At 60.9% G+C, this 22,594-nt stretch carries 26 protein-coding genes; 22 read left to right on the plus strand and 4 right to left on the minus strand.

The genetic code is table 11. From position 1 onward, the window contains the following. The first annotated feature begins 67 nt into the window (after positions 1 to 67). The 9 genes from FP026_RS22115 to rarD all read left to right on the plus strand — a co-directional run bounded on the left by FP026_RS22115 (position 68) and on the right by rarD (position 8,150). Positions 68 to 808 (plus strand): SDR family NAD(P)-dependent oxidoreductase, encoded by a 741-nt coding sequence (locus FP026_RS22115; RefSeq protein ID WP_149636737.1) that lies wholly within the window; start codon positions 68 to 70, stop codon positions 806 to 808. Positions 809 to 1,032: 224 nt separating this feature from the next. Next, a complete protein-coding gene (cysS, locus tag FP026_RS22120; protein ID WP_149636738.1) occupies positions 1,033 to 2,424 on the plus strand; it encodes a cysteine--tRNA ligase in 1,392 nt (463 codons plus the stop codon). 248 nt (positions 2,425 to 2,672) lie between these two features. Next, positions 2,673 to 2,993, plus strand: coding sequence for an endonuclease domain-containing protein (locus FP026_RS22125; RefSeq protein ID WP_246665407.1), 321 nt, complete (start codon positions 2,673 to 2,675; stop codon positions 2,991 to 2,993). Continuing rightward, entirely contained in the window at positions 2,990 to 3,472 is a 483-nt protein-coding gene (locus FP026_RS22130; protein WP_149636739.1) for a GFA family protein, read from the plus strand. Before FP026_RS22125 ends, FP026_RS22130 begins: the two co-directional genes overlap by 4 nt. Further along, entirely contained in the window at positions 3,469 to 3,960 is a 492-nt protein-coding gene (locus FP026_RS22135; RefSeq protein WP_246665408.1) for a GFA family protein, read from the plus strand. Before FP026_RS22130 ends, FP026_RS22135 begins: the two co-directional genes overlap by 4 nt. After that, entirely contained in the window at positions 3,953 to 4,429 is a 477-nt protein-coding gene (locus tag FP026_RS22140) for a GFA family protein (protein WP_149636741.1), read from the plus strand. Before FP026_RS22135 ends, FP026_RS22140 begins: the two co-directional genes overlap by 8 nt. Continuing rightward, positions 4,426 to 5,385: a prolyl aminopeptidase gene (gene pip / locus FP026_RS22145; RefSeq protein ID WP_149636742.1), complete on the plus strand. Its 960-nt coding sequence runs from the start codon at positions 4,426 to 4,428 to the stop codon at positions 5,383 to 5,385. The genes FP026_RS22140 and pip overlap by 4 nt, the downstream gene beginning before the upstream one ends. Positions 5,386 to 5,513: 128 nt before the next feature. Next, positions 5,514 to 7,130, plus strand: a complete 1,617-nt coding sequence (cimA, locus tag FP026_RS22150; RefSeq protein WP_149636743.1) for a citramalate synthase — start codon at positions 5,514 to 5,516, stop codon at positions 7,128 to 7,130. Between the two features lie 108 nt (positions 7,131 to 7,238). Then, positions 7,239 to 8,150 (plus strand): EamA family transporter RarD, encoded by a 912-nt coding sequence (gene rarD / locus FP026_RS22155; RefSeq protein ID WP_149636744.1) that lies wholly within the window; start codon positions 7,239 to 7,241, stop codon positions 8,148 to 8,150. Between the two features lie 28 nt (positions 8,151 to 8,178). Here the strand turns inward: rarD and FP026_RS22160 are convergent, their stop codons facing one another. Further along, entirely contained in the window at positions 8,179 to 8,802 is a 624-nt protein-coding gene (locus tag FP026_RS22160; protein WP_149636745.1) for a TIGR00730 family Rossman fold protein, read from the minus strand. 155 nt (positions 8,803 to 8,957) lie between these two features. Between FP026_RS22160 and FP026_RS22165 the strand changes: the two genes are divergently transcribed. From FP026_RS22165 to FP026_RS30300, 6 genes are all read left to right on the plus strand, one after another. Then, a complete protein-coding gene (locus FP026_RS22165; RefSeq protein WP_149636746.1) occupies positions 8,958 to 11,006 on the plus strand; it encodes a LysM peptidoglycan-binding domain-containing protein in 2,049 nt (682 codons plus the stop codon). A gap of 200 nt (positions 11,007 to 11,206) precedes the next feature. Then, positions 11,207 to 13,093, plus strand: a complete 1,887-nt coding sequence (locus FP026_RS22170) for an ABCB family ABC transporter ATP-binding protein/permease (protein WP_149636747.1) — start codon at positions 11,207 to 11,209, stop codon at positions 13,091 to 13,093. A gap of 129 nt (positions 13,094 to 13,222) precedes the next feature. Beyond that, positions 13,223 to 13,921, plus strand: coding sequence for an acid phosphatase (locus FP026_RS22175; RefSeq protein ID WP_149636748.1), 699 nt, complete (start codon positions 13,223 to 13,225; stop codon positions 13,919 to 13,921). Positions 13,922 to 14,332: 411 nt separating this feature from the next. Then, the gene (locus FP026_RS22180; RefSeq protein ID WP_113250699.1) at positions 14,333 to 15,031 is read left to right on the plus strand and encodes a phosphatidylserine decarboxylase; all 699 of its coding nucleotides are present in this window, start codon (positions 14,333 to 14,335) and stop codon (positions 15,029 to 15,031) included. 122 nt (positions 15,032 to 15,153) lie between these two features. Further along, entirely contained in the window at positions 15,154 to 16,014 is an 861-nt protein-coding gene (gene pssA / locus FP026_RS22185; RefSeq protein ID WP_149636749.1) for a CDP-diacylglycerol--serine O-phosphatidyltransferase, read from the plus strand. 314 nt (positions 16,015 to 16,328) lie between these two features. Beyond that, on the plus strand, positions 16,329 to 16,469 hold the full coding sequence (locus FP026_RS30300) for a hypothetical protein (RefSeq protein ID WP_188112654.1): 141 nt from the start codon (positions 16,329 to 16,331) through the stop codon (positions 16,467 to 16,469). 78 nt (positions 16,470 to 16,547) lie between these two features. Here the strand turns inward: FP026_RS30300 and FP026_RS22190 are convergent, their stop codons facing one another. Beyond that, on the minus strand, positions 16,548 to 17,312 hold the full coding sequence (locus FP026_RS22190) for an SOS response-associated peptidase (RefSeq protein WP_149636750.1): 765 nt from the start codon (positions 17,310 to 17,312) through the stop codon (positions 16,548 to 16,550). Between the two features lie 37 nt (positions 17,313 to 17,349). After that, positions 17,350 to 17,670 carry a YnfA family protein gene (locus FP026_RS22195; protein WP_149636751.1) on the minus strand — a complete coding sequence of 107 codons (321 nt, stop codon included), beginning with the start codon at positions 17,668 to 17,670 and terminating at the stop codon, positions 17,350 to 17,352. A gap of 160 nt (positions 17,671 to 17,830) precedes the next feature. Between FP026_RS22195 and FP026_RS22200 the strand changes: the two genes are divergently transcribed. From FP026_RS22200 to FP026_RS22230, 7 genes are all read left to right on the plus strand, one after another. Beyond that, the gene (locus FP026_RS22200) at positions 17,831 to 18,250 is read left to right on the plus strand and encodes an NUDIX hydrolase (protein ID WP_149636752.1); all 420 of its coding nucleotides are present in this window, start codon (positions 17,831 to 17,833) and stop codon (positions 18,248 to 18,250) included. 94 nt (positions 18,251 to 18,344) lie between these two features. Then, entirely contained in the window at positions 18,345 to 18,779 is a 435-nt protein-coding gene (locus tag FP026_RS22205; protein ID WP_149636753.1) for a TIGR02301 family protein, read from the plus strand. 104 nt (positions 18,780 to 18,883) lie between these two features. Then, the gene (locus tag FP026_RS22210; RefSeq protein WP_068385602.1) at positions 18,884 to 19,141 is read left to right on the plus strand and encodes a hypothetical protein; all 258 of its coding nucleotides are present in this window, start codon (positions 18,884 to 18,886) and stop codon (positions 19,139 to 19,141) included. A gap of 16 nt (positions 19,142 to 19,157) precedes the next feature. After that, entirely contained in the window at positions 19,158 to 19,919 is a 762-nt protein-coding gene (locus FP026_RS22215; RefSeq protein WP_149636754.1) for a hypothetical protein, read from the plus strand. Between the two features lie 73 nt (positions 19,920 to 19,992). Beyond that, positions 19,993 to 20,832: a YgfZ/GcvT domain-containing protein gene (locus FP026_RS22220; RefSeq protein ID WP_149636755.1), complete on the plus strand. Its 840-nt coding sequence runs from the start codon at positions 19,993 to 19,995 to the stop codon at positions 20,830 to 20,832. Then, positions 20,829 to 21,446 (plus strand): YfbR-like 5'-deoxynucleotidase, encoded by a 618-nt coding sequence (locus tag FP026_RS22225; RefSeq protein ID WP_149636756.1) that lies wholly within the window; start codon positions 20,829 to 20,831, stop codon positions 21,444 to 21,446. Before FP026_RS22220 ends, FP026_RS22225 begins: the two co-directional genes overlap by 4 nt. Further along, positions 21,443 to 21,961, plus strand: coding sequence for a tyrosine phosphatase family protein (locus FP026_RS22230; protein WP_149636757.1), 519 nt, complete (start codon positions 21,443 to 21,445; stop codon positions 21,959 to 21,961). Before FP026_RS22225 ends, FP026_RS22230 begins: the two co-directional genes overlap by 4 nt. Before the next feature lie 116 nt (positions 21,962 to 22,077). On the opposite strand, the gene FP026_RS22235 is transcribed toward FP026_RS22230, so the two are convergent. Then, positions 22,078 to 22,590 carry a superoxide dismutase family protein gene (locus FP026_RS22235; RefSeq protein ID WP_149636758.1) on the minus strand — a complete coding sequence of 171 codons (513 nt, stop codon included), beginning with the start codon at positions 22,588 to 22,590 and terminating at the stop codon, positions 22,078 to 22,080. Positions 22,591 to 22,594 lie beyond the last annotated feature (4 nt).

Below are 22,594 nucleotides of genomic sequence, written 5' to 3' on the forward strand. Positions count from 1 at the left end.
GCTAAGCCAGAGTTGACAGGGGCATTCCTGCCCCTTTTTCTCTTCCACGCATTCGGATCAGGACAGCATGAGCGTCAATCTCAAGGATAAGATCGCCCTCGTCACGGGCGCATCGCGCGGCATCGGTTATTTCACGGCGCTGGAATTGGCCAAGGCCGGCGCGCATGTGATCGCCTGCGCCCGCACCGTCGGCGGACTTGAGGAGCTGGACGACGCCATCAAGGCCGCGGGCGGTTCGGCAACGCTGGTGCCCTTCGATCTCGCCGACATGAATGCCATCGACGCACTCGGCGGCTCGATCTTCGAACGCTGGGGCAAGCTCGACATTCTCGTCGCCAATGCTGGCGTGCTCGGCGTCATCTCGCCCATCGGCCATGTCGAGGCCAAGGTGTTCGAGAAGGTGATGACCATCAACGTCACTGCCACCTGGCGGCTGATCCGCTCGGTCGAACCGCTGCTGATGCGTTCCGATGCGGGCCGCGCGGTCATCCTGTCGTCGGCTGCCGCCCATCGCTGCCGGCCTTTCTGGGGTCCCTATTCCGCATCCAAGGCCGCCGTCGAGGCGCTGGCGCGGACCTGGGCCGGGGAAACGCAGAGTACGCCGCTGCGCATCACCAGCATAGATCCCGGCGCCACCCGCACAGCCATGCGCGCCCAGGCGATGCCCGGCGAAGATCCGGATACGCTGCCGCATCCGCGAGAGGTCGCCCAGGCGATCTTGCCGTTCACCGGCCCCGACGTCACCGAGACCGGCAAGCTCTTCATCGTGCGCGAGAACAAGCTCGTCGACTATCGGATGCCGGAATAAAAAACAGCCTTTCTCCGTACGGGAGGGGCTTTCTGCCCACTTGACCAAATTCATCCGGCGCGCGATAAAGCCGCCCATGAAAACGGTTATCTGCATTATCTGCCGGAAGATTATTCGCTAGCGTTTCGCTGGCCTGGCCGTTTTCGTCTCCCAAAATCCAAGATGACAAACGTCCGGCCTGCCGGTGACGGTATTTTTTCGGATTTGTGCCTTGGGAGAGTGATATGGCCGCTGAGCCGCAACTGAAGTTCTACAACACGCTGACGCGCGAAAAGGTCGATTTCCAGCCGATCGACCGCAACAACGTCCGCATGTATGTCTGCGGTCCCACCGTCTATGATTTCGCCCATATCGGCAATGCCCGCCCGGCCATCGTCTTCGATGTGCTGTTCCGGCTGCTGCGGTATACATATGGCAATAGCCATGTCACCTATGTCCGCAACATCACCGATCTCGACGACAAGATCAACGCGCGCGCGCTGCGCGATCAACCTGGCCTGCCGCTGAACGAGGCGATTCGGCTGGTGACGGAAAAGACCGAGCGGCAGTATCGCGAGGATACCACGGCTCTCGGCTGCCTCGAGCCGACGGTGCAGCCGCGGGCGACCGACAGTATCGCTGAGATGATTGTGATCATCGAGACGCTGATCGCCAAGGGCCATGCCTACCGGGCTGCCGGCGAGGTGCTGTTCGACACCAAATCGATGGCCGATTACGGCCAGCTTTCGAAGCGCAATCTCGACGAACAGCAGGCAGGCGCCCGCGTGGCGGTCGACGCGCACAAGAAAAGCCCCGGCGATTTCGTGCTGTGGAAGCTGTCCGACGAGAACGAACCCGGCTGGGAAAGCCCCTGGGGCCGTGGCCGTCCGGGCTGGCATATCGAGTGCTCAGCCATGAGCGGACGCTATCTCGGCGACGTCTTCGACATTCACGGTGGCGGTCTCGATCTGATCTTCCCGCATCATGAAAACGAAATCGCCCAATCGCGTTGCGCGCACGGCACGCATGCCATGGCTAATGTCTGGATACACAACGGCTTCGTGCAGGTCGAAGGCCGCAAGATGTCGAAATCGGAAGGCAATTTCGTTACCATCTACGAGCTGCTGCAGACAGACAAGCTCGGCGGCCGGACATGGCCGGGCGAGGTGCTCAGGCTTGCCATGCTGATGACGCATTATCGCGAGCCGATCGACTTCTCCGTCAAGCGCCTAGAGGAAGCCGAGCGGCTGATCGCCAGATGGCCGGCGACGGATGCCAGCGGTGCTGCGCCGGATCCGACTGTTCTTGCCGCCCTCGGGGACGACCTCAACACGGTTGCCGCCATCCAGGCGCTGCATGCGCTGGCACAGGCCGCCAATGCCGATGCGAGCGTTTTGCCCGTCTTCGCGGCCAGCGCCGACCTTCTCGGCCTGCTGCCGAAGAAGACGGAGGTGGACGAAGCCGTGGTTGCCGAGATCGAGGCCAAGGTGCGTCAGCGGCTGGAACTGCTGAAGGCGAAGAACTTCGCCGAGGCCGATAAGCTTCGCGAGGAGCTTGCGGCAAGAGGTGTTCAGCTCAAGGATGGGAAGGATGCGGTGACGGGTGAGCGGACCACGACTTGGGAGATCAAGCGGTGAGCTTTGTTACCCCCCTCTGTCACGTTCGTGACATCTCCCCCACAAGGGGGGAGATTGGGGGGAGTTTGCCGCGCGTCTTCCCAAAACCAAAGAACTTAGTTTCCGCAGCTTCGTTCTTCGTTTGCACCGAGCAAGTGCCACGGGTTAACGATCTCCCCCCTTGTGGGGGAGATGTCCCGACAGGGACAGAGGGGGGTATTTTGCCGCACACTCCAGTCCCACCGAAGGTCCGCACTAATGCCCGCCGCATGCGCAAGGTCATGACCGACGCGGAACTTCGGCTGTGGAATGAACTCCGTGCACATCGCCTCATGGGCCTCGGCTTCCGCCGCCAGTTGCCCATCGCCGGCTACATCGTCGATTTCGCCTGCGCTTCAGAGAAGCTCATTGTCGAAGTCGATGGCTCGCAGCACAGCAATGACCGTGATCAGATCTACGATCAAATTCGCACCCGACGCCTCGAAGCTGACGGTTGGACCGTCCTGCGCTTCTGGAATGACGACATCCTCAAAGACGTAGACAATGTCTGCATGCATATTCTCATCGTCGCCGGAAAGGATAAAGCATGACCGTCTCGACCTATACCGGCGGCTGTCAGTGCGGTGCGGTTCGCTTCCGGGTGCGGGGTGAGCTGAAGGACGCGTCGATCTGCCATTGCCGTATGTGCCAGAAGGCCTTCGGCGCCTATTATGCGCCACTGGTCTCGACGCGTAGTGCCGAACTCACATGGACGCGCGGCGAAAGGAAGCTGTTCCAGTCGTCCAACCATGTGAAGCGCAGCTTTTGCGGGGATTGCGGCACGCCGCTGACCTATGAGGCGCCTGATGGCATTGCCGTGGCCGCCGGCGCCTTCGATGACCCTTCGAAGCTGCCGCCTGTCGTGCAATATGGCACGGAAGCCAAGATCGGCTTCGTCGACCGCCTGCATCTGCTGCCCGGATACTCGACGGAGGAAGACGCGGCGCAAGCGCCCTTCGTGGTGAACATCGTGTCCAACCAGCATCCCGATCACGATACGGCGGTATGGCCACCGGAGAGCGGCAAATGACGATGGTGACGAGTTATAGCGGTGGATGCCAATGCGGGGCGGTTCGCTATCGCGCCACCGGCGCCCTCGGCTATCCGCATCTCTGCCATTGCCGCATGTGCCAGAAAGCATCCGGCAATTACGCCCTGCCACTGGGGAACGCGAAACGTGCTGATTTCGAGCTGACGCGTGGCGAACCCTCATGGTTTCATTCGTCGGATCTTGTGCGTCGCGGCTTTTGCGGTACCTGCGGTACACCATTGTTCTATGATGTGCCCGGCACGGATTCCATCAATGTGACACTTGGTTCATTGGATGAGCCGGCGGCGGTCCAACCCGTCGCGCAATCGAACCGCGCGGCAAAGATGCCCTGGTTCCATGCGCTCGATGTGCTGCCGATGGAACCAGACGAGGATAGCTCAGATCGCGCGATATCGATCAAGCGCTCCAATCATCAACATCCCGATCACGATACCTCAAGCTGGCCAGAGGAGAAGCGCCATGAGTGAAGCTACCAGAAGCGGAGGATGCCAATGCGGCGCGGTGCGGTTCCGCATTCGCGGCGAGCTCGGGCGTCCATCGATCTGCCATTGCCGCATGTGCCAGAAGCAGTTCGGCAGCTTCTTCTCCGCCCTGGTGACCGCACCAGACGATGGCCTGGAATGGACGCGCGGCGAACCGAGCTACTTCCAGTCTTCCGTCAATATCGACCGCGGCTTCTGCAAGAACTGCGGCACGCCGCTGACCTACCGTCATCCCGGCGGCCTCGAAATCGCCATCGGCGCCTTCGACGAGCGCGACGATCTTGCACCGCAGATCCAGGTCAACCACGCCTATCGCCTGCCCTGGGTGGAGACTATCTTCGAAAAGCCCGTCCATCAGGATCCGGACTTCTACTCGCGGCAGGAGCAGATCATTTCCTTCCAGCATCCCGATCATGACACCGATGTCTGGCCGGCGGAGGGGCTGAAAATATGACCGAGATACTGCGCACGCCTTATCCGGAAATCGAGCCCTATGCTTCCGGCCATCTCGATGTCGGAGACGGTCATGTGATCTATTGGGAACGCGTGGGAACGCCAGGCGCCAAGCCCGCCGTCTTCCTGCATGGCGGCCCTGGCGGCGGCATCTCGCCGAGCCACCGCCGCGTGTTCGATCCGGCGTTTTACGATGTGACCCTGTTCGACCAGCGCGGCTGCGGGCGCTCGACGCCGCATGCCGGCCTGGAAGCCAACACCACCTGGCATCTGGTCGATGATATCGAGCGGCTGCGGGAAATGGCCGGTGCCGAGAAATGGCTGGTTTTCGGCGGCTCCTGGGGTTCGACGCTGGCGCTCGCCTATTCCGAAACGCATCCGGAGCGGGTTTCCGAACTGGTCGTGCGTGGCATCTACACGCTGACGAGAGCCGAGCTCGACTGGTATTATCAGTTCGGCGTCTCGGAGATGTTCCCCGACAAATGGGAGCGCTTCATCGCCCCTATCCCGCCGGAAGAGCGGCATGAGATGATGGCCGCCTACCATCGGCTGCTGACGCATCCCGACAAGGCCGCCCGCCTGGAGGCCGCCAAGGCATGGTCGATCTGGGAAGGCGAGACGATCACTCTCCTGCCGGAGCCCACCGTCAGCGCCCAGTTCGAGGATGCGGAATATGCGCATGCCTTCGCGCGCATCGAGAACCACTTCTTCGTCAATGCCGGCTGGCTTGAAGAGGGCCAGCTGCTGCGCGACGCTTACAAGCTGAAGGACATTCCCGGCGTCATCGTTCATGGACGCTACGACATGCCCTGCCCGGCACGCTATGCCTGGGCATTGCACAAGGCCTGGCCGAAAGCGGAGTTTCATCTGATCGAGGGCGCGGGCCATGCCTCGTCGGAACCGGGTATTCTCGACCAACTGATCCGCGCAACGGACAAGTTTGCTGGGAAAGCATAGGCCAAGCAAAGCCCCTTCGCCCCGTGTAAACGGGGAGAAGGTGGACTCGAACGGTTTAGCAAAGCGAAACCGAAAGAGGACGGATGAGGGCACCCCAGGATCAAAACCGGTTCGCCGGAGGAAACAGTATGACACGCGAAAAAATCTATCTCTTCGACACGACGCTCCGCGACGGGCAGCAGACCCCCGGCATCGATTTCTCGGTCGAGGACAAGATTGCCATCGCGACCATGCTGGATGAATTCGGCCTGGATTATATCGAAGGTGGCTATCCTGGCGCCAACCCGACCGATACCGCTTTCTTCAACGAGAAACGCACGAATTCCGCCTCCTTCGTCGCCTTCGGCATGACGAAACGCGCCGGCGTCTCTGCCTCCAATGATCCGGGCCTCGCCAGCCTCCTGCAGGCGAAGTCCGATGCGATCTGCTTCGTGGCCAAGAGCTGGGACTACCATGTCAAAGTGGCGCTCGGCTGTACCAACGAGGAAAATCTCGAGAGCATCGCCGAGAGCGTCAAGGCGGCCGTCAACGCCGGCAAGGAAGCTCTGGTCGATTGCGAGCATTTCTTCGACGGTTATAAGGCCAATCCGAGCTATGCGCTTGCCTGCGCGAAGACGGCCTATGACGCCGGAGCGCGCTGGGTCGTCCTCTGCGACACCAATGGCGGCACACAGCCGCCAGAGATCCGCGCCATCGTCGAGGCCGTCATCGCTTGCGGCGTTCCCGGCCACTGTCTTGGCATCCATGCCCATAACGACACCGGACAAGCGGTTGCCAATTCGCTTGCGGCGATCGAAGCCGGCGTCCGCCAGATCCAGGGCACCTTGAATGGCATCGGCGAGCGCTGCGGCAATGCCAACCTGATCACGCTGATCCCGACGCTGGCGCTGAAGAGAGCCTATAGCGAGCGTTTCGAAACCACGATCGATGCGGAGCGGCTCGTCGGGCTGACCCGCCTTTCGCACGCCTTCGACGAACTGCTCAATCGCTCCCCGGACCATCAATCGCCCTATGTCGGCGCATCCGCCTTCGCGACCAAAGCGGGCATCCACGCTTCGGCGCTGCTGAAGGATCCGCGCACCTACGAGCATGTGCCGCCGGAAAGCGTCGGCAACTTCCGCAAGGTCATGGTATCCGATCAGGGGGGCAAGTCGAACTTCATCAACGCCCTGAAGCGGCGCGGCATCGAGGTCGGCAAGGACGACCCGAAGCTCGACCGGCTGATCCAGATCGTCAAGGAGCGCGAAGCGACGGGCTATGCTTACGAAGGAGCCGATGCAAGCTTCGAGCTGCTGGCGCGCCGCACGCTCGGCACCATCCCGGAATTCTTCGCGATCGACGGATTCCGCGTCATGGTCGAGCGCCGCTTCGATTCCCACGGCCGGGTAAAGATCGTCTCGGAAGCGGTGGTCAAGGTCATCATCGACGGCGAGATCATCATGTCGGTGGCCGAGGGCGACGGCCCGGTCAACGCGCTCGACCTGGCACTGCGCAAGAATTTCGGCAAGTACCAGCATGAGATCGACGATCTGGAGCTGGCCGATTTCAAGGTGCGTATCCTCAATGGCGGCACGGGAGCCATAACCCGCGTTCTGATCGAATCCACCGACAGCAGCGGCGTGCGCTGGTGGACGGTCGGCGTGTCCGAAAACATCATCGACGCCTCATTCCAGGCGCTGATGGATTCCGTCATCTACAAGCTGATGAAGAACCGGCATATGGCTGGCAGAATAGCGGCGGAGTGATCCGCCGCTCATCAAAAAGCTTGACGATGTCGTCAAGGAAATGAATTGGCCACACAGCATGCGTTGGAGTAATCCCGTCTCAAATAATAGTGAAAGACGGGAAAATTCATGGCAACCGATGCGGTCCAAGCGGAAATCAAGAACAGCGACAGCGCCCGGGGTTTCGGCTTCGCGCTGACGGCCTACCTCGTCTGGAGCGTCCTGCCGCTCTATATGAAGGCGCTGGCGCATATCCCGGCTTTCGAGGTCATCGCCCATCGCATCGTCTGGTCGGTTCCCGTCGCCGGCATCGTGCTACTGGCGCTGGGACGCCTGGGTGATGTGAAGGCGGCGTTTCGCAATCCGCGGACAATCGCCATGGCGTCGCTGACGGCGACGCTCGTCACCATCAACTGGGGAACCTATGTCTGGGCGATCGGCGCCGGACATTCGCTCGACGCTGCCCTTGGCTATTTCATCAATCCGCTGTTCAGCATCGCGCTCGGTGCCATCCTGCTCAAGGAAAAGCTGGCACCGACGCAGATCGTCGCGATCGGCCTGGCGGCGATAGCCGTCATCATCCTGACCATCAAGGCCGGCACCCTGCCCTGGGTCGCGCTGTCGCTGACCTTTTCCTGGGGCTTTTACGCCTTTTTCCGCAAGACGCTGCCCGTCGGTGCCAATCAGGGGTTCTTCATCGAGGTGCTGCTGCTCTGCATTCCGGCAACGCTTTACATTTTCTATCTGGAAGCACGCGGCGAAGGCCATTTCTACCAGACAGGCCTGGCGGACACCGCACTTCTGCTGGGCTGCGGGCTGGTAACGGCGCTGCCGCTGATGATCTTCGCCAACGGTGCGAAGCTTCTGAGGATGTCGACGATCGGCATCATGCAGTACATCGTACCGACGATGGTTTTTCTGATTGCCGTCTTCCTGTTCAAGGAACCCTTCGGCACAACGCAGCTCATCGCATTCTCGCTCATCTGGGCCGGTCTCATACTCTATAGCTGGTCGATGCTGCGTCAGAGCAGAGGCCGCTAACGGTGCTATATGGTTAGCAAATCACGAATCAGAGCTTGGAAATAACGGCCTCTTCACCGCCGCGGTCGCCATGCGTCTCGGCGGCGTGCTTTCGGATGGCCGGGACGATATCGGCGATCTTGTCGATGACCAGCGGCTGGACGCGGTGGGCGGTGTGGACGAAGCCCTCTTCCGTCATATGGCGGATAAGCTCCATCATCGGATCCCAGAAACCGTTGATATTGGCAAAGACCATCGGCTTTTCGTGACGGCCAAGCTGGCCCCAGGTCATGATCTCGACGATCTCTTCCAGCGTGCCGATACCGCCCGGCAATGCCACGAAGGCATCGGCACGCTCGAACATGCCATGTTTGCGCGCATGCATATCAGGGGTTATGATGAGTTCGTCGAGCTGACCGAGCGAATGGCGCGTCGCTTCCATGTCGACGAGGAATTCCGGGATGATGCCGGTGACCTGACCGCCATGCGACAGGACACCGCTTGCGACGGCGCCCATGATGCCTTTCGTTCCGCCGCCATAGATCAGGCGCAGGCCGTTTTCGGCAATGCTTTTGCCCAGCTCGCGGCCGGCAGCCATATGGGAGGGATCTCGCCCCGGCCGTGAGCCGCAATAAACGCAAATGGATCTAATTGGCGCAGAATCGTCAGTCATGGTTCCAAACAACTATGCTGCAGATGCTCAGTCAAGATTTTTCAAAGGAAAACTTGTGTCGGGACATGCGAAAATGGCTGAGAAAGCTTGTAAAAGCAGGCGAAATCGCTAGCAATTTTAGGAGTTGCGACGACTTCGCCGCGTGGAGATGAATGATGATGAAGAACCGTGCCGGTTGGCTGGCTCTGTTGGTGTTGGCAATTGCGACCCTGTTGATGGTCTTTTTCGTGATGCCACGCATCAACGGCGACAAGAACCCGATCGGCAGCGCCGTCAATCAGGCCGGCGACGCGGTGAAGAATACGATCGAGGAAAACGCGCAGAAGGCCGGTGAGGCCGCGAACAAGGCCACGCAGAATGCCGCATCGAGCGCCGTCAACACCGCGGATCTTGCCAAGAAGCTCACCGACCTGACGGGGGCTGCCACGGCCTCGCTTACCGATCTCAAGGCACTGTTCAAGGATGGCGCCACCCCGGCCCAGGACGTCTTTGCTGCTGCAAAGACGAAGGCGATCACCGCGCTGCAGTCGATTGTCGGTTTTTCCCTTCCGCAAGGCATCGACGCGACAACGACGGGGCTCATCAAGAAGGTACAGGACGGGGCGGCCAAGGCGCTCGCTATCACCCAATCTCTCTCCGACAACGCAGCCGAAGCCGGCGGCGCAATCGACAAGGCAATGGCGGCACTGACCGGCCAGACAGCACCCGGGACAGACGCGGCTGCAAAATCTGGGGTACCGTCATTCGACGTGCTGCGTGTGGAGCCGGATGGTTCCACCGTTATTGCCGGCTCGGCCGAGCCGAACGCGAAACTGGAGATCGTCGACGGGGAAAAAGTGGTCACCACGACCAATGTCGGTCCCAGTGGCGATTTTGTCGCCGTCCTCGACAACCCGCTGCCGCCCGGCGACCATGAGTTGATGCTGCGTGCCACAGGCAAGGATGGCAAGGTTGCCACCTCCGAGGAAGTCGCAACCGTCTCCGTGCCGAAGGACGATTCGACACAGCTTCTCGCCATGGTCTCCAAGCCGGGCGCCGCAAGCCGCATCATCACCGCTCCCTCGGTCAAGCAAGGTCGCGTGACATCGGCCGAGCAGAATACGCCGGCTGCGCAGCCGCAGACCAAGGCAACGGACGGTGCTACGACGACGACAGATGCCAAGCCGCAGCAGGACGGCGCAGTTGTCGCATCCGCCAATCCCGCGGCCGGCACGACAGCGCCGCCGACGGCTGCAGGCCCGGACGTCGTGGTCAACGCCGTCGAAATCGAAAACGACCATATCTTCGTTGCCGGCAGCGCGAAGCCGTACGCCAAGGTGCGCGCCTATGCCGACGATAAGCTCATCGGCGAGAATGTTGCGGAAGCAGACGGCCATTTCGTCGTCGACGGACCGATGCCGCTTGCCGTTGGCGACCACAAGATCCGCGTCGACGTGCTCGGCGGAGCGGGCAAGGTCATCGTTCGCGCCAGTGTCAACTTCACGCGGCCGGAAGGCAACCAGGTAACGGTGGCGGCCCAGACGCCGGCTGCTGCCAATGGTCAGGGCCAAGCGCCCGCCAAGAGCATGGTACCGCTCGACGAAGGCGAACTCGCCAAGCTCAAAGAAGGCGCCGGCAAGGCCTTCGCACTGCTCAAGGGCCTGTTTACCGACGGCAAGCAGCCAAATGTGGAACAGCTCGCCGCGGCTCGCTCCGGCACGGAAATCGCCCTGAAATCGCTTTCGGAATTTCGTCCGTCCATCAATGCCACCGCAGACCTGAAGACGGCCGCGGCCGACACCGCGAGGTCTGCGGCCAAGGCACTGGGCGCATTGGAGCTTCTGCCGAAGGATGCGAAATCGGTCGGCGCGGCGCTGCCGGGCCTTGAACAGCTTGTAGCAGCCGTTACCGCTCCCGCTCAGACGCCACCGGCACAGCCGAACGTGGAGGTTTCTTCCAGCGAAAGCGGCCCGAAAACACTGGAACAGGCACCGCTTTCGCAGGACACCAATGCCGTCATCATCCGTCGCGGAGATACGCTCTGGCAGATCTCCCGCCGCATCTATGGTGCCGGCGTACGCTATACGACCATCTATCTGGCGAACGAGGAAAAGATCAACAATCCGGACCGAATCCTGCCCGGCCAGGTCTTCGGGCTACCGAAGGATGCACTGCCGAATGCCGAGGAGCTTCATCGCAAGCGGCTGTCCGGCGAACATCTCTAGGTCATCCAGCGGAACCATCGTCATCGGCCAAGCGCCTCCCGCGCCTGGCCGATGCTTTAATGCGTCATAAAAATAGTGTAAGCGTCGCGCGACCTTCATCGCCTTCGCCGAACGGCCTTACCCCCGCATGCGAAGGTTTCACAGCCAGCCGCGCAATGGTTGCCGCGCCAGGCTGTTCCAATCATTCGCCGGAGACGGGCATGGCTGACCGCAATAAAACAATATCGGCGGATTCCAGCAATCCGATGAACACGATCGTCAATCTCTGGCCCTATATGTGGCCGAGCGGGCGGATGGATCTGAAGATGCGCGTCGTCTGGGCGACGGTCTTCCTGTTGGTCTCCAAATTCTTCCTGCTGCTGGTTCCCTATTTCTTCAAATGGTCCGTCGATGCGCTGAACCGCAAGCTCGACATGCAGGGCATCCTGCCGGCCTTCATGGTCGGCGCCATCGCTTTGATCGTTGCCACCAACCTGACGCGCCTGATCCAGCTCGGCCTCAACCAGTTGCGCGACGCGCTGTTTGCGAGCGTCGGCCAGTATGCGGTGCGCCAGCTCGCCTACAAGACATTCGTCCACATGCACGAACTGTCGCTGCGCTTCCATCTGGAGCGAAAGACCGGCGGCCTCTCGCGCATCATCGAACGCGGCACAAAAGGCATCGAGACCATTGTGCGCTTCACCATCCTCAACACGTTCCCGACCTTCATCGAGTTCCTGCTGACGGCCATCATCTTCTGGCGCGGCTACGGCTTCTCCTATCTCGCCGTGACGGCGGTGACCGTCTGGCTCTACATCTGGTTCACCGTAAGGGCGAGCGACTGGCGCATCTCCATCCGCCGGACGATGAACGACAGCGACACGGACGCCAATACGAAGGCGATCGATTCGCTCCTCAACTTCGAAACCGTCAAATATTTCGGCAACGAGGAGATGGAAGCCAGGCGCTTCGATCAGTCGATGGCGCGCTATGAGAAGGCCGCCACCAGCGTCTGGACATCGCTCGGCTGGCTGAACTTCGGCCAGGGCGTGATCTTCGGCCTCGGCACCACCGTCATGTTGGTTATTTCCGGCTGGTCGGTTCTGAACGGTCACCAGACGGTCGGCGACTTCGTGTTCATCAATGCCATGCTGCTGCAGCTCTCGGTGCCACTGAATTTCATCGGCTTCGTCTATCGCGAGATACGCCAAGGCCTGACCGATATCGAGGAGATGTTCGATCTGCTCGAAGTCAGGCCCGAGGTGGTCGATGCAGCCGGCGCCAAGGAACTCGTGATCGGCCATGGCGCGATCTCGTTCAAGGACGTGCATTTTGCCTATGATCCCGCAAGGCCGATCCTGAAGGGCATTTCCTTCGAGGTGCCCGCCGGCAAGACTGTCGCCGTGGTCGGGCCTTCGGGTGCCGGAAAATCGACGCTGTCGCGCCTGCTCTACCGCTTCTACGATGTGCAAAGCGGCTCAATCACAATCGATGGTCAGGACCTGCGCACCGTGACGCAGAAAAGCCTGCGCAAGGTCATCGGCATGGTGCCGCAGGATACCGTGCTCTTCAACGACACCATCGCCTACAACATCCGCTATGGACGGCCGGGCGCGAGCGAGGCGGAGGTGACAGCGGCAGCCGAGATCGCCCAGATCGGCGAGTTCATCCGCAACCTGCCCGAAGGTTTCGATACGAAAGTCGGGGAGCGCGGCCTCAAGCTGTCGGGTGGCGAGAAACAGCGCGTCGCGATTGCCCGCACCATTCTCAAGGCGCCGCCGGTCCTGATCCTCGATGAGGCGACCTCGGCGCTCGACACGACGACAGAGCGCGAAATACAAGCCGCCCTCGACGTCGTCTCGAAGAACCGCACGACATTGGTCATCGCACACCGCCTTTCGACGGTGATCGGCGCGGACGAGATCATCGTGCTGAAAAACGGCATGATCGCCGAGCGCGGCACGCATGCGGATCTCCTGGCGCAGAATGGGCTCTATGCTTCCATGTGGAACCGTCAGCGCGAGGCAACGCAGGCCGAGGAGCATCTGAAGCAGGTGCGCGAAAACGACGATCTCGGCGTTATCGACCGGCTGGCACCTGCAAGCTGAAGCAATCCCGCAAAGATTGCCACAAGCGGCTCCGGCGGGGAACGACACGCGAGTTATACACGGATCGTTGTCACGAGGCTGAGATGGCAGCTTGCTAGGTACGAGGGTCCTTTCAACGGAGCCCCCAAAATGCGTACTTTTGCCAAAGCTTTAAGCCTGTTGCTCGTCGTCGGCCTCGCCTCGCCGGTTTTCGCCGAGGACGCCAAGCCGTTCGCCGATGCCAAGGAGATCAATCTCATCGATCTGTTGCCGCCGCCACCCGCCAATGATTCCGCGCGGATGAAGGCGGAGCTCGGCGAAATCCTGACGATCCAGGTGACCCGCACGCCGGAAATGGCGGCTCGCGCCGTGGCCGATGCCGAAGAGAACGTCTGGCGCTTTTCCGACGTCATCGACAATCCGAAGTTCACCAAGGAAAACCTGCCGAAGTTCTCGGCCTTCTTCGATCGCGTCGTCGAGACCGAAGGCGCCGTCGTCGATCCAGCCAAGGATGTCTGGAAACGCCCGCGCCCGCATCTCTACAGCGATCTGGTCAAGCCGATCGTACCGCTCTCCAAGTCCGGCTCCTATCCATCCGGCCACGCCACGGTCGGCACGCTGATGGGCATCGTGCTTTCGAACATGGTGCCGCAGAAGCGCGCCGTCATCATGGCGCGTGCCTGGGAATATGGCCATAACCGCATCGTCGGCGGCATCCACTATGCCTCCGACATCGAAGCCGCCCGTATTGCAGGCACGGTCATCGCCGAAACCATCATGACGCATGACGACTATAAGAGCGAATATGAAGGCGCCAAGGCGGAGCTACGCGCCGCCCTCGGGCTCTGATTTCGGCTTGGAGCGGTTCAGCTTTCCACGGAAACTCTGAACCGCTCTATCTCTTTGTTGCCTGGCATTTCCGGACGGAAAGGCGCGGCGCACTTTTCCTGGAATTGCTCTGATCGCCATCAACGAAAAGGCCGCCGTTTTCGCCGGCGGCCTTTTCGTTGCATCTGACGCGAGTTTTCACGGGGCAACTCTTTTCAACACCGGGGATCGTTGGCATCTTGGCGCAGCGCGGATTGCGCTGGGGGCGAGCGTGCGAGAGCATTGCCCATGACAGCGTTTGCCTGTAGTCACGCTCGACTGGTAATCAGAGCAAGACTGCGTATCTTATTCGCATTCTTTTGACCGGCATGATCTCTTCCCGTGACCGCGATCCGGTTTTTGGTGAAGGTGCCCTAACGGAGTAGGCCATAGATGAGCTTATTGAACAGCGTACGCAACGTTATCGTTCCGGTACACAAGGAGGGCTATCCCTTCGTTGCAGGTTTCTTCGTCGCGTCGCTCGTGCTCGGCTGGATCTTCAAGCCGCTCTTCTGGATCGGCCTGATCCTCACGCTCTGGTGCGCCTACTTCTTCCGCGATCCCGAGCGCATGACGCCGCAGGACGACGATCTTGCGATATCGCCGGCCGACGGCAAGGTTTCCGGGGTGCAGATGGTGACGCCGCCGGCGGAACTCGATCTCGGCACCCAGCCGATGCTGCGCATCTCGATCTTCATGAACGTCTTCGACTGCCATGTGAACCGTTCGCCGATGCGCGGCCGCATCACCAGCATCGCCTATCGCCAGGGCAGTTTCCTCAATGCCGAACTCGACAAGGCCAGCGAACAGAACGAGCGCAACGGTCTCGTCATCGAAACCAAGCATGGCCAGATCGGCGTCGTGCAGATCGCCGGCCTCGTCGCCCGCCGCATTCTCTGCTTCGTCAACCCGAACGAGCCGCTGGATGCCGGCGAGCGCATCGGCCTGATCCGCTTCGGCTCCCGCCTCGATATCTTCCTGCCCGAAGGTGCTTCGGCGCGCGTTGCCGTCGGCCAACGGGCGATTGCCGGCGAAACCGTTATTGCCGAATTCGGCTCGGCAAAGGGCGCAACCCTTAGCCGCCGCAGCTGAACCCTGGAGCATTTCCGCTTTAAACCGAATTACGGAAATGCCCCATATCATTGTTTTCACGTAATTCCGGACGGAAACCTGCTTCGCAGTCTTGCTGGAATTGCTCTAGGAACACGAACGAGATGAAGACGCCTTTTCCGCCTTTCGAGCCGCATGGGCCCAATGACGAAGCGCGTGGACCGCGCCTTCGGGAAATCCCGCTGCGGCTGATCGTGCCGAACATGATCACCGTTCTGGCGATCTGCGCGGGTCTGACAGGCATTCGTCTCGCTTTCGAGAACCGCTACGAGCTTGCCGTCGTTGCCGTGCTGGTCGCCGCCTTCCTCGACGGTGTCGACGGGCGCGTGGCGCGGCTGATGAAGGCGACTTCGAAATTCGGCGCGCAGATGGATTCGCTCGCCGATATCGTCAATTTCGGCGTCGCTCCGGCGCTTGTCGTCTATGTCTTCCTGCTCGACCAGGCCCGCTCCCTCGGCTGGATTGCCGCGCTGATCTACACGATCGCCGCCGGCCTTCGCCTTGCCCGCTTCAACGTCATGGCCGAGCGCGAACATAAGGCCTCCTGGCAGTCGGAATATTTCGTCGGCGTGCCCGCACCCGCCGGCGCCATGCTGGTGCTGTTGCCGGTCTATCTCGGCTTTCTGGGTCTGACGCCGGACCGGACCTTCGCCTATTGGGGTGCGGCCTATACCGTTCTGATCGGCTTTCTTCTGGTCAGCCGCCTGCCTGTCTGGTCAGGCAAATCTGAAGGCAGCCGCATCAGGCGCGACCTGGTTCTACCGATCATGCTCGGGCTTGTCGTCTATGTCGCGATGCTGATGAGCTATACGTGGCATGTGATGGTGGTGACCGTCGTTGCCTATCTGCTCTCCCTACCCTTTGGCGCGCGGTCCTGGGCGAAGAAATACGGTACCTATACCATCAACGGCCCCGGCGATCCGGATGTCGACGATTCCAACGACGATATCGGTCGGCATATCTAGCCAAAACGCCACGAGCTCTTGACCGCGTCGCTCCGCTGCAACCGCAAGTCTGTAAGTTTCCCTTATCAAATCAGGGGCGTGGCGATAGGTCACGCATCAAATGGCGCGCGGCCTGAACCCCGCTTTTCGGCAAATTCAAACATTGCGGCAGTGCGGATTCTACACGAGGATTCGGCGCTAATCTCTCGAAATATGGTCGTTGTTTACAAAAGCTGATCGGAAAACGCCTTCGATTTGTCATGATTCTCGACAAAATAGCACTACTTGATGGTGAACCGCGAAATGCTCCGGGAGAGCATGGTGAGGAGTGAGACGTGACCCAGAAGAAAGACCAGGCGGCACAACCGCAAGCAAAGATCGACCCCAGTAAGCATTACCGCCCATTGGGCCTGAAAGCCGTTCTTGCTGCCCATCTGATGCTGAAGACCAAGCCTCTCAAGAAGAAGACCGCTTAACAGCACAGAACCCGAGCCCGCCGTCGGCCAATGCCGGCAGGCATCATTTCCGGTCGCTGGCCGCTAAATGGCGGCCGCTCAGAGAAGGCTAAGCTGGCCGTCTTCCGGATCCGCCTTCTTCGGCGGCTTCTTGACCGGATCGAGCGCTACCGGCGTCTGCAGGTCTGGCCCCATGTTGGCGACCTTGTTGACACGATCCGAAACCGGAATCGCTTCGAAAAAATCCTCCTGGACCGGCGTCATCAGATCGAGGACCTCACGCGGCTCCTGCGTCTTGCAATCGAGCCAGCGAGCGAAATCCTCCGGCTTGATGACGACGGGCATGCGGTCGTGGATGGACCGGATCGCGCTGTTTGCCGCTGTCGTCAGGATGGCGCCGGTATCGACCTCCGAACCATCGGCCGACGACCAGGTTTCCATCAGACCGGCAAAGGCGATGACGCCGCCGCTGCGCGGACGGATCCAATAGGCTTGCGGCTTCTCGCCGCTTTCCTTCGAAGGGCGATGCCATTCGTAAAAGCCGGATGCGGGAATGAGGATGCGGCGATGGCGCATGGCGGCGCGGAAGGACGCCTTGCCGATCGCCGTTTCCGCCCGCGCATTGATCAGCAGCGGAAACTCCTTGGGATCCTTGACCCAGGCCGGCGTAAAGCCCCAGCGCACGAGCAGGGCGCGGCGATCCGGCAGGTTGCTGCCCGGTACCTGTCTGTCGCCTGCGATGACGACGAGGATCGGCTGCGTCGGCGCGATGTTAAAGCGCGCCGGAAAACCATCATTCAGCAGGACGCCGAGCGCTTCTCCCACGTAGTCTGCCGTCGATGTCAAAGCGAAACGTCCGCACATGGGCTCTGTTTTGCACTCGAAACGCGGCGGGTCAAGCTCAGCCGCGAGGGCCGAAGAGAATGATCGCGGCGCCGGCAAGGCAAACGACGGCGCCTGATATATCCCACCGATCCGGCAGCCGCCCTTCGGCCAGCCAGAGCCAGAGAATGGAGGCAACGATATAGACGCCGCCATAAGCGGCAAAGGTGCGCCCGGCTGCCTCGCTCGGCACCAGTGCGAGCAACCAGGCAAAGAGTGCCAGCGAGACGAGGCCTGGCGCAAGCCACCAGACTGGTTTTGCCAGGCGAAGCCAGGCCCAGAAGGCGAAACAGCCGGCAATTTCGGCCAAGGCCGCAAAGGCATATAGTCCGTAAATCATCCCGATGATCGCCCGCACATTCGGCGCCTGCGACTCGCCACGCCTGTCGACGGCGAGTTAAGGGGCTTTCCCTAGGGACAGCAAGGGCGGTTTCCTGTAGAGGGTGTTCGTCGATCATCTCCCGTCATCATCCTCTCCTCATTCGAATGCGACGCGATCCATGACCTCCTCGCCCCGCCCCGCTTCCTCCGCCATCCTTGAGCGCAACGGCCGTTTCCTGCTGGTGCTGCGCAGCAATCCGCCGTCCGCCGATATGTATGCCTTTCCGGGCGGACGGGCCGAGGAAGGAGAAATGCCTGATGACGCGGCGCTGCGCGAATTCAGGGAGGAGACGGGCATAACCGCCCGCAACCCACGTCTGTTCGAGACCTATGACCTGCGTTCCCATGCAGCCGACGGAACGCTCACGAGCCATTTTCTGCTTTCGGTCTTCCTCGTCGATGCCGATGAGGATGCGGTTGCCGAGGCGGCCGACGACGCAGCCGCCATCGGCTGGTACACGCTGGAGGAGGTGCGCCGCCTGCCTGTTCCGGCCAGCGTGCTCGAATGCGTGGAACGACTTGCTGCAGCAGACGCATAGCTCGGCCCCGAAATTAACGATGCTGAGCGATATCGGCGTGGAAACCACCTAGCGCGCCTTGTTCCCGTCATGCTTGTCCGGTCAACATGGTTACATGATTCATAACAGCCTTGGCCGACCGCTTCTGATCTGCATCGCGCTCGCCGCAGCTTTTCCCGCTGCCGCACAGCCGGCGGCAGGCGCGCCGCCTGCTCAGGCGTCGGACGCGGAGAATACCGAACGGCCGACACCCTATGACGAGCAGCTTTCCCGGCTCGCCGAAATTCTCGGCTCGATCGACTATTTGCGCAATCTCTGCAGTCCGAAAAAGGAAGACGGATGGCGGGGCGATATGCAGCAATTGCTCGATACGGAGACCAAGGGTGAACAGAAACGCAAGGAAAAGCTGACGGCGGCTTTCAACCGTGGATATCGGTCCTTTGCATCGGTTTACACGAATTGCACGCCACAGGCTCTCGTGGCGGAAGAGCGATACCGTAACGAAGGTGCAACACTGGCGACAGAAATCACCGCCCGCTTTGGAAATTGACGATTTATTAACCTCTTTTCATAGCGAGCCGTGTCGTTTTGGGAAAAGGCTGATAAAGTTGTTAAGCAAGTGGTAAGGACATGAACGTCTTAAGGAAAGAATCAATGGAAACCAGCCTGAACGAAATCGACGACATGATCGTCCATGAAAAGATGCAGGCAGCGCTGGAATACCAGAATGAAGCTTGGGCCGACGGCATGGCTGACGGTATCGAGCCCGAAATCATCGCCGATGCGGCCATTGCCCATGCCATTCGCGAGACGATCCGCAATCAGGGCGAACAGGGCGCGGAAGCCTTGCTCGAATCGCTGCGTGAACGCATGCTGGCCGGTGAATTCTCTCCGAACCGTACCCTGCAATAACAATCAGAGATTGCTTATGCGTATCTTTCCGGGCAATGCGCTTTCCTGTTCCATTGCCTCGCTTGCTGCCGTGACCCTGCTTTTGGGCAGCACCGCCCTGCCGTTGCCGGCTCTTGCTTTTTCCCAGCTCAATCCTCCGGCGCCTCAGGCAAAGGGCGCAGCACGATCCACCCAGCAAAAGAACGAGAAGCCGATCGAGCAGGCGCTGGAGGCGCCGTCGAACAACAATGTTCTGCCGACGCCCGATCCGCTGATCAACAAGCAGGCAAGCCAGAGCAGCGGCGACGCTTCGAATGCAAACAAATCGGTCGAGTTCCTCTTCGACATCGATAAGGCGCCCGAGCCGGTAAAGAAGCTCCGTACGGCGATCGTGGAAGCTGCCGCTTCCGGCGATCTCGAGCGCCTGCGCCCGCTGATGAATGTCGGCGGCGGCCTCAAGCAGACGCAGGTCACCGCCGACGATCCCGGTGAAGACCCGATCAAGACCCTGCATGATCTTTCGGGCGATCCCGATGGCATCGAGATCCTGTCCATCCTGCTCGACATCATGTCGACCGGATTTGCCCATGTCGGCCAGGGAACGCCCGATGAGGTCTATGTCTGGCCCTATTTCGCCCAGAAGGACATCAAGACGCTCTCCACGCCGGAAAAGGTCGATCTGATGCGCATCGTCACGGCTGGGGACTATGCCGACATGCAGGAATTTGGCGGCTATAATTTCTATCGCGTCGGCATTACGCCGGACGGCCGCTGGAAATTCTTCACCTCGGGCGAATGATCCGGCCGGGGAACTTGCGGTTCCTCGCCGAAGGCCCTACCTCTGCGTGATAGGCCAAATCAGCGGATCCATCATGCCAGCCGTATTCCTGAGAGAGCGTTCCTTCATCCGCATTGCCGGCGCGGAGGCAGAAGCGTTCCTGCACAATCTCATCACCACCGATCTCGTCTCGCTCGGCGTACATGAAGCGCGCCCGGGTGCGCTGCTGACGCCGCAGGGCAAGATCCTGTTCGATTTCATGATCTGGCGGGATGGTGCCGCCTTTCTGGTGGAAACCGATGTCGCCCAACGGGAAAGCCTGCTGAAGCGGCTCACCATGTATCGGCTGCGCGCTAAAGTCGATTTCGGCTCAGAGGACGTTCAGGGCGTTACCGTCGCGTGGGGTGATGCAGTTGCGGACGGCCCCAAAGACAGCCGTTTCGCCAAGGCGGGCATCGCGCTGACGCGAAGGCCCGGCGAGCATGGAAACGACGCCGAGACCCTTTATGACGAACTGCGGATCGCCAACGGCATCGCCGTCTCGGGCCGCGATTTCGCGCTGCAGGATGCCTTCCCCCATGATGTGCTGATGGATCTCAACGGCAGCCTGGGCTTCCGCAAGGGCTGCTACGTCGGCCAGGAGGTTGTCTCCCGCATGCAGCATCGCGGCACGGCGCGTAGACGCGTCGTCATCGTCAAGGGCAATGCCGAGCTGCCGGCTCCCGGTACGGACCTGATCGTCGGCAGCAAGCCGATCGGCACGCTCGGTTCGACCGTCGGCCGCATGGGCCTTGCCATCGTTCGCATAGACCGTGCCGGCGAAGCCATTGCCGAGGGGACGCCGATACAGGCTGCCGGCGTGGAGGTCTCCGTGACGCTTCCAGCCTGGTCCGGCCTCTCCTTTCCCGAACGGTCCGACGAGGCCTCGGCATGACATCGGGCAGGACCGCGCGCGCCTGGCAGCGCATGCTTTCCGGGCGCAGGCTCGACCTGCTGGATCCCTCGCCGCTCGATGTCGAGATCGGCGACATTGCCCACGGGCTTGCCCGCGTCGCGCGCTGGAACGGGCAGACTTCCGGCGATCACGCCTTTTCGGTCGCGCAGCACAGCCTCGTGGTGGAAGCGATCTTTCGTCATACCAACCCGGCAACACCTGACGAACTGCTTGCCGCGCTGCTGCATGACGCTCCCGAATATGTGATTGGCGACATGATCTCGCCATTCAAGTCCGTTGTCGGCGGTGATTACAAGCTTGTGGAACAACGGCTGGAAGCTGCGATCTACCGTCGCTTTGCCCTGCCCCCGCATTGCGCGCCAAAGCTCAAGGAAAAGATCAAGAAGGCGGATACGATCTCGGCCTATTTCGAGGCGACGCTGCTTGCCGGCTTCACGCCCGAGGAAGCGCGCAAGTTCTTCGGCCAGCCGCGCGACATCACCCGCGAGATGCTGCCGATCGATCCCATGCCGGCGATCGAGGCACAGCGGCTGTTCCTCGAACGTTTCGAGGCGATCGAGGCCGAGCGCGCCGGCATGAGGATCGGCGCATGACCGCGATCATCGTGTCGCCGCTGGCGCGCATTGCCGAAATGGCCGTTCGGCATGGGGCATGCGAGATGATCAGCCTGATGGCGAAGGAGCACGCCTTTCACCGTCCCGCCGTCATCAAGGCGGATCGGCATCTGCTGCTCAACATGAACGATATCACCTTTGCCGGAACCGGCGATCTCGTCGCTCCGCAGGAAGCGCATGTTCGCGCCATCATCGATTTTGCCACCGGATGGGATCGTAGCGCACCCTTGCTCATCCATTGCTGGATGGGCATTTCACGCTCACCGGCGGCGGCGCTGATCGCGGCCCTGGCCATTCGCCCCGAGGAAGACGATCTCATGCTCGTGCGCCGCCTGCGCACAAGTTCACCATTCGCGACGCCGAATGCCCGGCTGATTGCGATCGGTGACGACCTGCTCGGACGCCAGGGGCGCCTGATCGCAGCGGTCAAGGAGATCGGCCGCGGCGCGGATGCGGACGGCAATGCGCCTTTCATGCTGTCGATGGCCACATAAGACGATAGAGCGGAGACTGGGTTTCGCAATCTCCATTGCATCCATGGCAGTCGGGTCTCACGATCAGGCAGCAACGCCATCCGTCTGATCCGGGTTCGGATCACGCATTTGCTGTCCTATTGAATGACGGCGCATGCCAGGCGCTTGCCGGCGCCGCCGACGGGTTGGCTGCGATAGTCGTCGGAGTCGGCATGGATCATCAGCGTGCGGCCGCGAATGCCGCTCTTGCCGTTCAGCGACACCATGCCGTTGAAGACCTGGGCGCGCAGCTTGCCATCCTCATCAACATATTGATTGGGCATGTCGCCGGCATGCGGCCCATTGGCCGCGAGGAAGCCATGCTCGGCCTTGGTGGGATTGAAATGGCTGCCAGCCGACTCGAAACCATGCGCATGGTCGCAATGGCTGTTTTCATGGATATGGAAGGCGACCCAGCGATTGGCTGGCAGGCCGGAGACCTCCATCTCGATCAACACGCCCTTCTTGCCTTCGGTCAAGGTTGCCCGCCCCGCTTGCTTGCCGTCGAGACCGACAAAATCGGCGGTCGCACTGTTTTCACTTTGGGTTTGCGCCGCGGCCGGCATGGCTGCTGCGAGTGCAAGAATTGTAATAATCGTCATCCGCTTCATGGAA

This window comes from Martinezella tropici (genome assembly GCF_008370325.1).
Lineage (GTDB): Bacteria > Pseudomonadota > Alphaproteobacteria > Rhizobiales > Rhizobiaceae > Rhizobium > Rhizobium tropici_B.

Coding starts and splice junctions, on each gene's coding strand:
- FP026_RS22115 (WP_149636737.1), top strand. CDS start 68: ATGAGCGTCAATCTCAAGGATAAGATCGCCCTCGTCACGGGCGCATCG.
- cysS (WP_149636738.1), top strand. CDS start 1,033: ATGGCCGCTGAGCCGCAACTGAAGTTCTACAACACGCTGACGCGCGAA.
- FP026_RS22125 (WP_246665407.1), top strand. CDS start 2,673: ATGCGCAAGGTCATGACCGACGCGGAACTTCGGCTGTGGAATGAACTC.
- FP026_RS22130 (WP_149636739.1), top strand. CDS start 2,990: ATGACCGTCTCGACCTATACCGGCGGCTGTCAGTGCGGTGCGGTTCGC.
- FP026_RS22135 (WP_246665408.1), top strand. CDS start 3,469: ATGACGATGGTGACGAGTTATAGCGGTGGATGCCAATGCGGGGCGGTT.
- FP026_RS22140 (WP_149636741.1), top strand. CDS start 3,953: ATGAGTGAAGCTACCAGAAGCGGAGGATGCCAATGCGGCGCGGTGCGG.
- pip (WP_149636742.1), top strand. CDS start 4,426: ATGACCGAGATACTGCGCACGCCTTATCCGGAAATCGAGCCCTATGCT.
- cimA (WP_149636743.1), top strand. CDS start 5,514: ATGACACGCGAAAAAATCTATCTCTTCGACACGACGCTCCGCGACGGG.
- rarD (WP_149636744.1), top strand. CDS start 7,239: ATGGCAACCGATGCGGTCCAAGCGGAAATCAAGAACAGCGACAGCGCC.
- FP026_RS22160 (WP_149636745.1), bottom strand. CDS start 8,802: ATGACTGACGATTCTGCGCCAATTAGATCCATTTGCGTTTATTGCGGC.
- FP026_RS22165 (WP_149636746.1), top strand. CDS start 8,958: ATGATGAAGAACCGTGCCGGTTGGCTGGCTCTGTTGGTGTTGGCAATT.
- FP026_RS22170 (WP_149636747.1), top strand. CDS start 11,207: ATGGCTGACCGCAATAAAACAATATCGGCGGATTCCAGCAATCCGATG.
- FP026_RS22175 (WP_149636748.1), top strand. CDS start 13,223: ATGCGTACTTTTGCCAAAGCTTTAAGCCTGTTGCTCGTCGTCGGCCTC.
- FP026_RS22180 (WP_113250699.1), top strand. CDS start 14,333: ATGAGCTTATTGAACAGCGTACGCAACGTTATCGTTCCGGTACACAAG.
- pssA (WP_149636749.1), top strand. CDS start 15,154: ATGAAGACGCCTTTTCCGCCTTTCGAGCCGCATGGGCCCAATGACGAA.
- FP026_RS22190 (WP_149636750.1), bottom strand. CDS start 17,312: ATGTGCGGACGTTTCGCTTTGACATCGACGGCAGACTACGTGGGAGAA.
- FP026_RS22195 (WP_149636751.1), bottom strand. CDS start 17,670: ATGATTTACGGACTATATGCCTTTGCGGCCTTGGCCGAAATTGCCGGC.
- FP026_RS22200 (WP_149636752.1), top strand. CDS start 17,831: ATGACCTCCTCGCCCCGCCCCGCTTCCTCCGCCATCCTTGAGCGCAAC.
- FP026_RS22205 (WP_149636753.1), top strand. CDS start 18,345: ATGATTCATAACAGCCTTGGCCGACCGCTTCTGATCTGCATCGCGCTC.
- FP026_RS22210 (WP_068385602.1), top strand. CDS start 18,884: ATGGAAACCAGCCTGAACGAAATCGACGACATGATCGTCCATGAAAAG.
- FP026_RS22215 (WP_149636754.1), top strand. CDS start 19,158: ATGCGTATCTTTCCGGGCAATGCGCTTTCCTGTTCCATTGCCTCGCTT.
- FP026_RS22220 (WP_149636755.1), top strand. CDS start 19,993: ATGCCAGCCGTATTCCTGAGAGAGCGTTCCTTCATCCGCATTGCCGGC.
- FP026_RS22225 (WP_149636756.1), top strand. CDS start 20,829: ATGACATCGGGCAGGACCGCGCGCGCCTGGCAGCGCATGCTTTCCGGG.
- FP026_RS22230 (WP_149636757.1), top strand. CDS start 21,443: ATGACCGCGATCATCGTGTCGCCGCTGGCGCGCATTGCCGAAATGGCC.
- FP026_RS22235 (WP_149636758.1), bottom strand. CDS start 22,590: ATGAAGCGGATGACGATTATTACAATTCTTGCACTCGCAGCAGCCATG.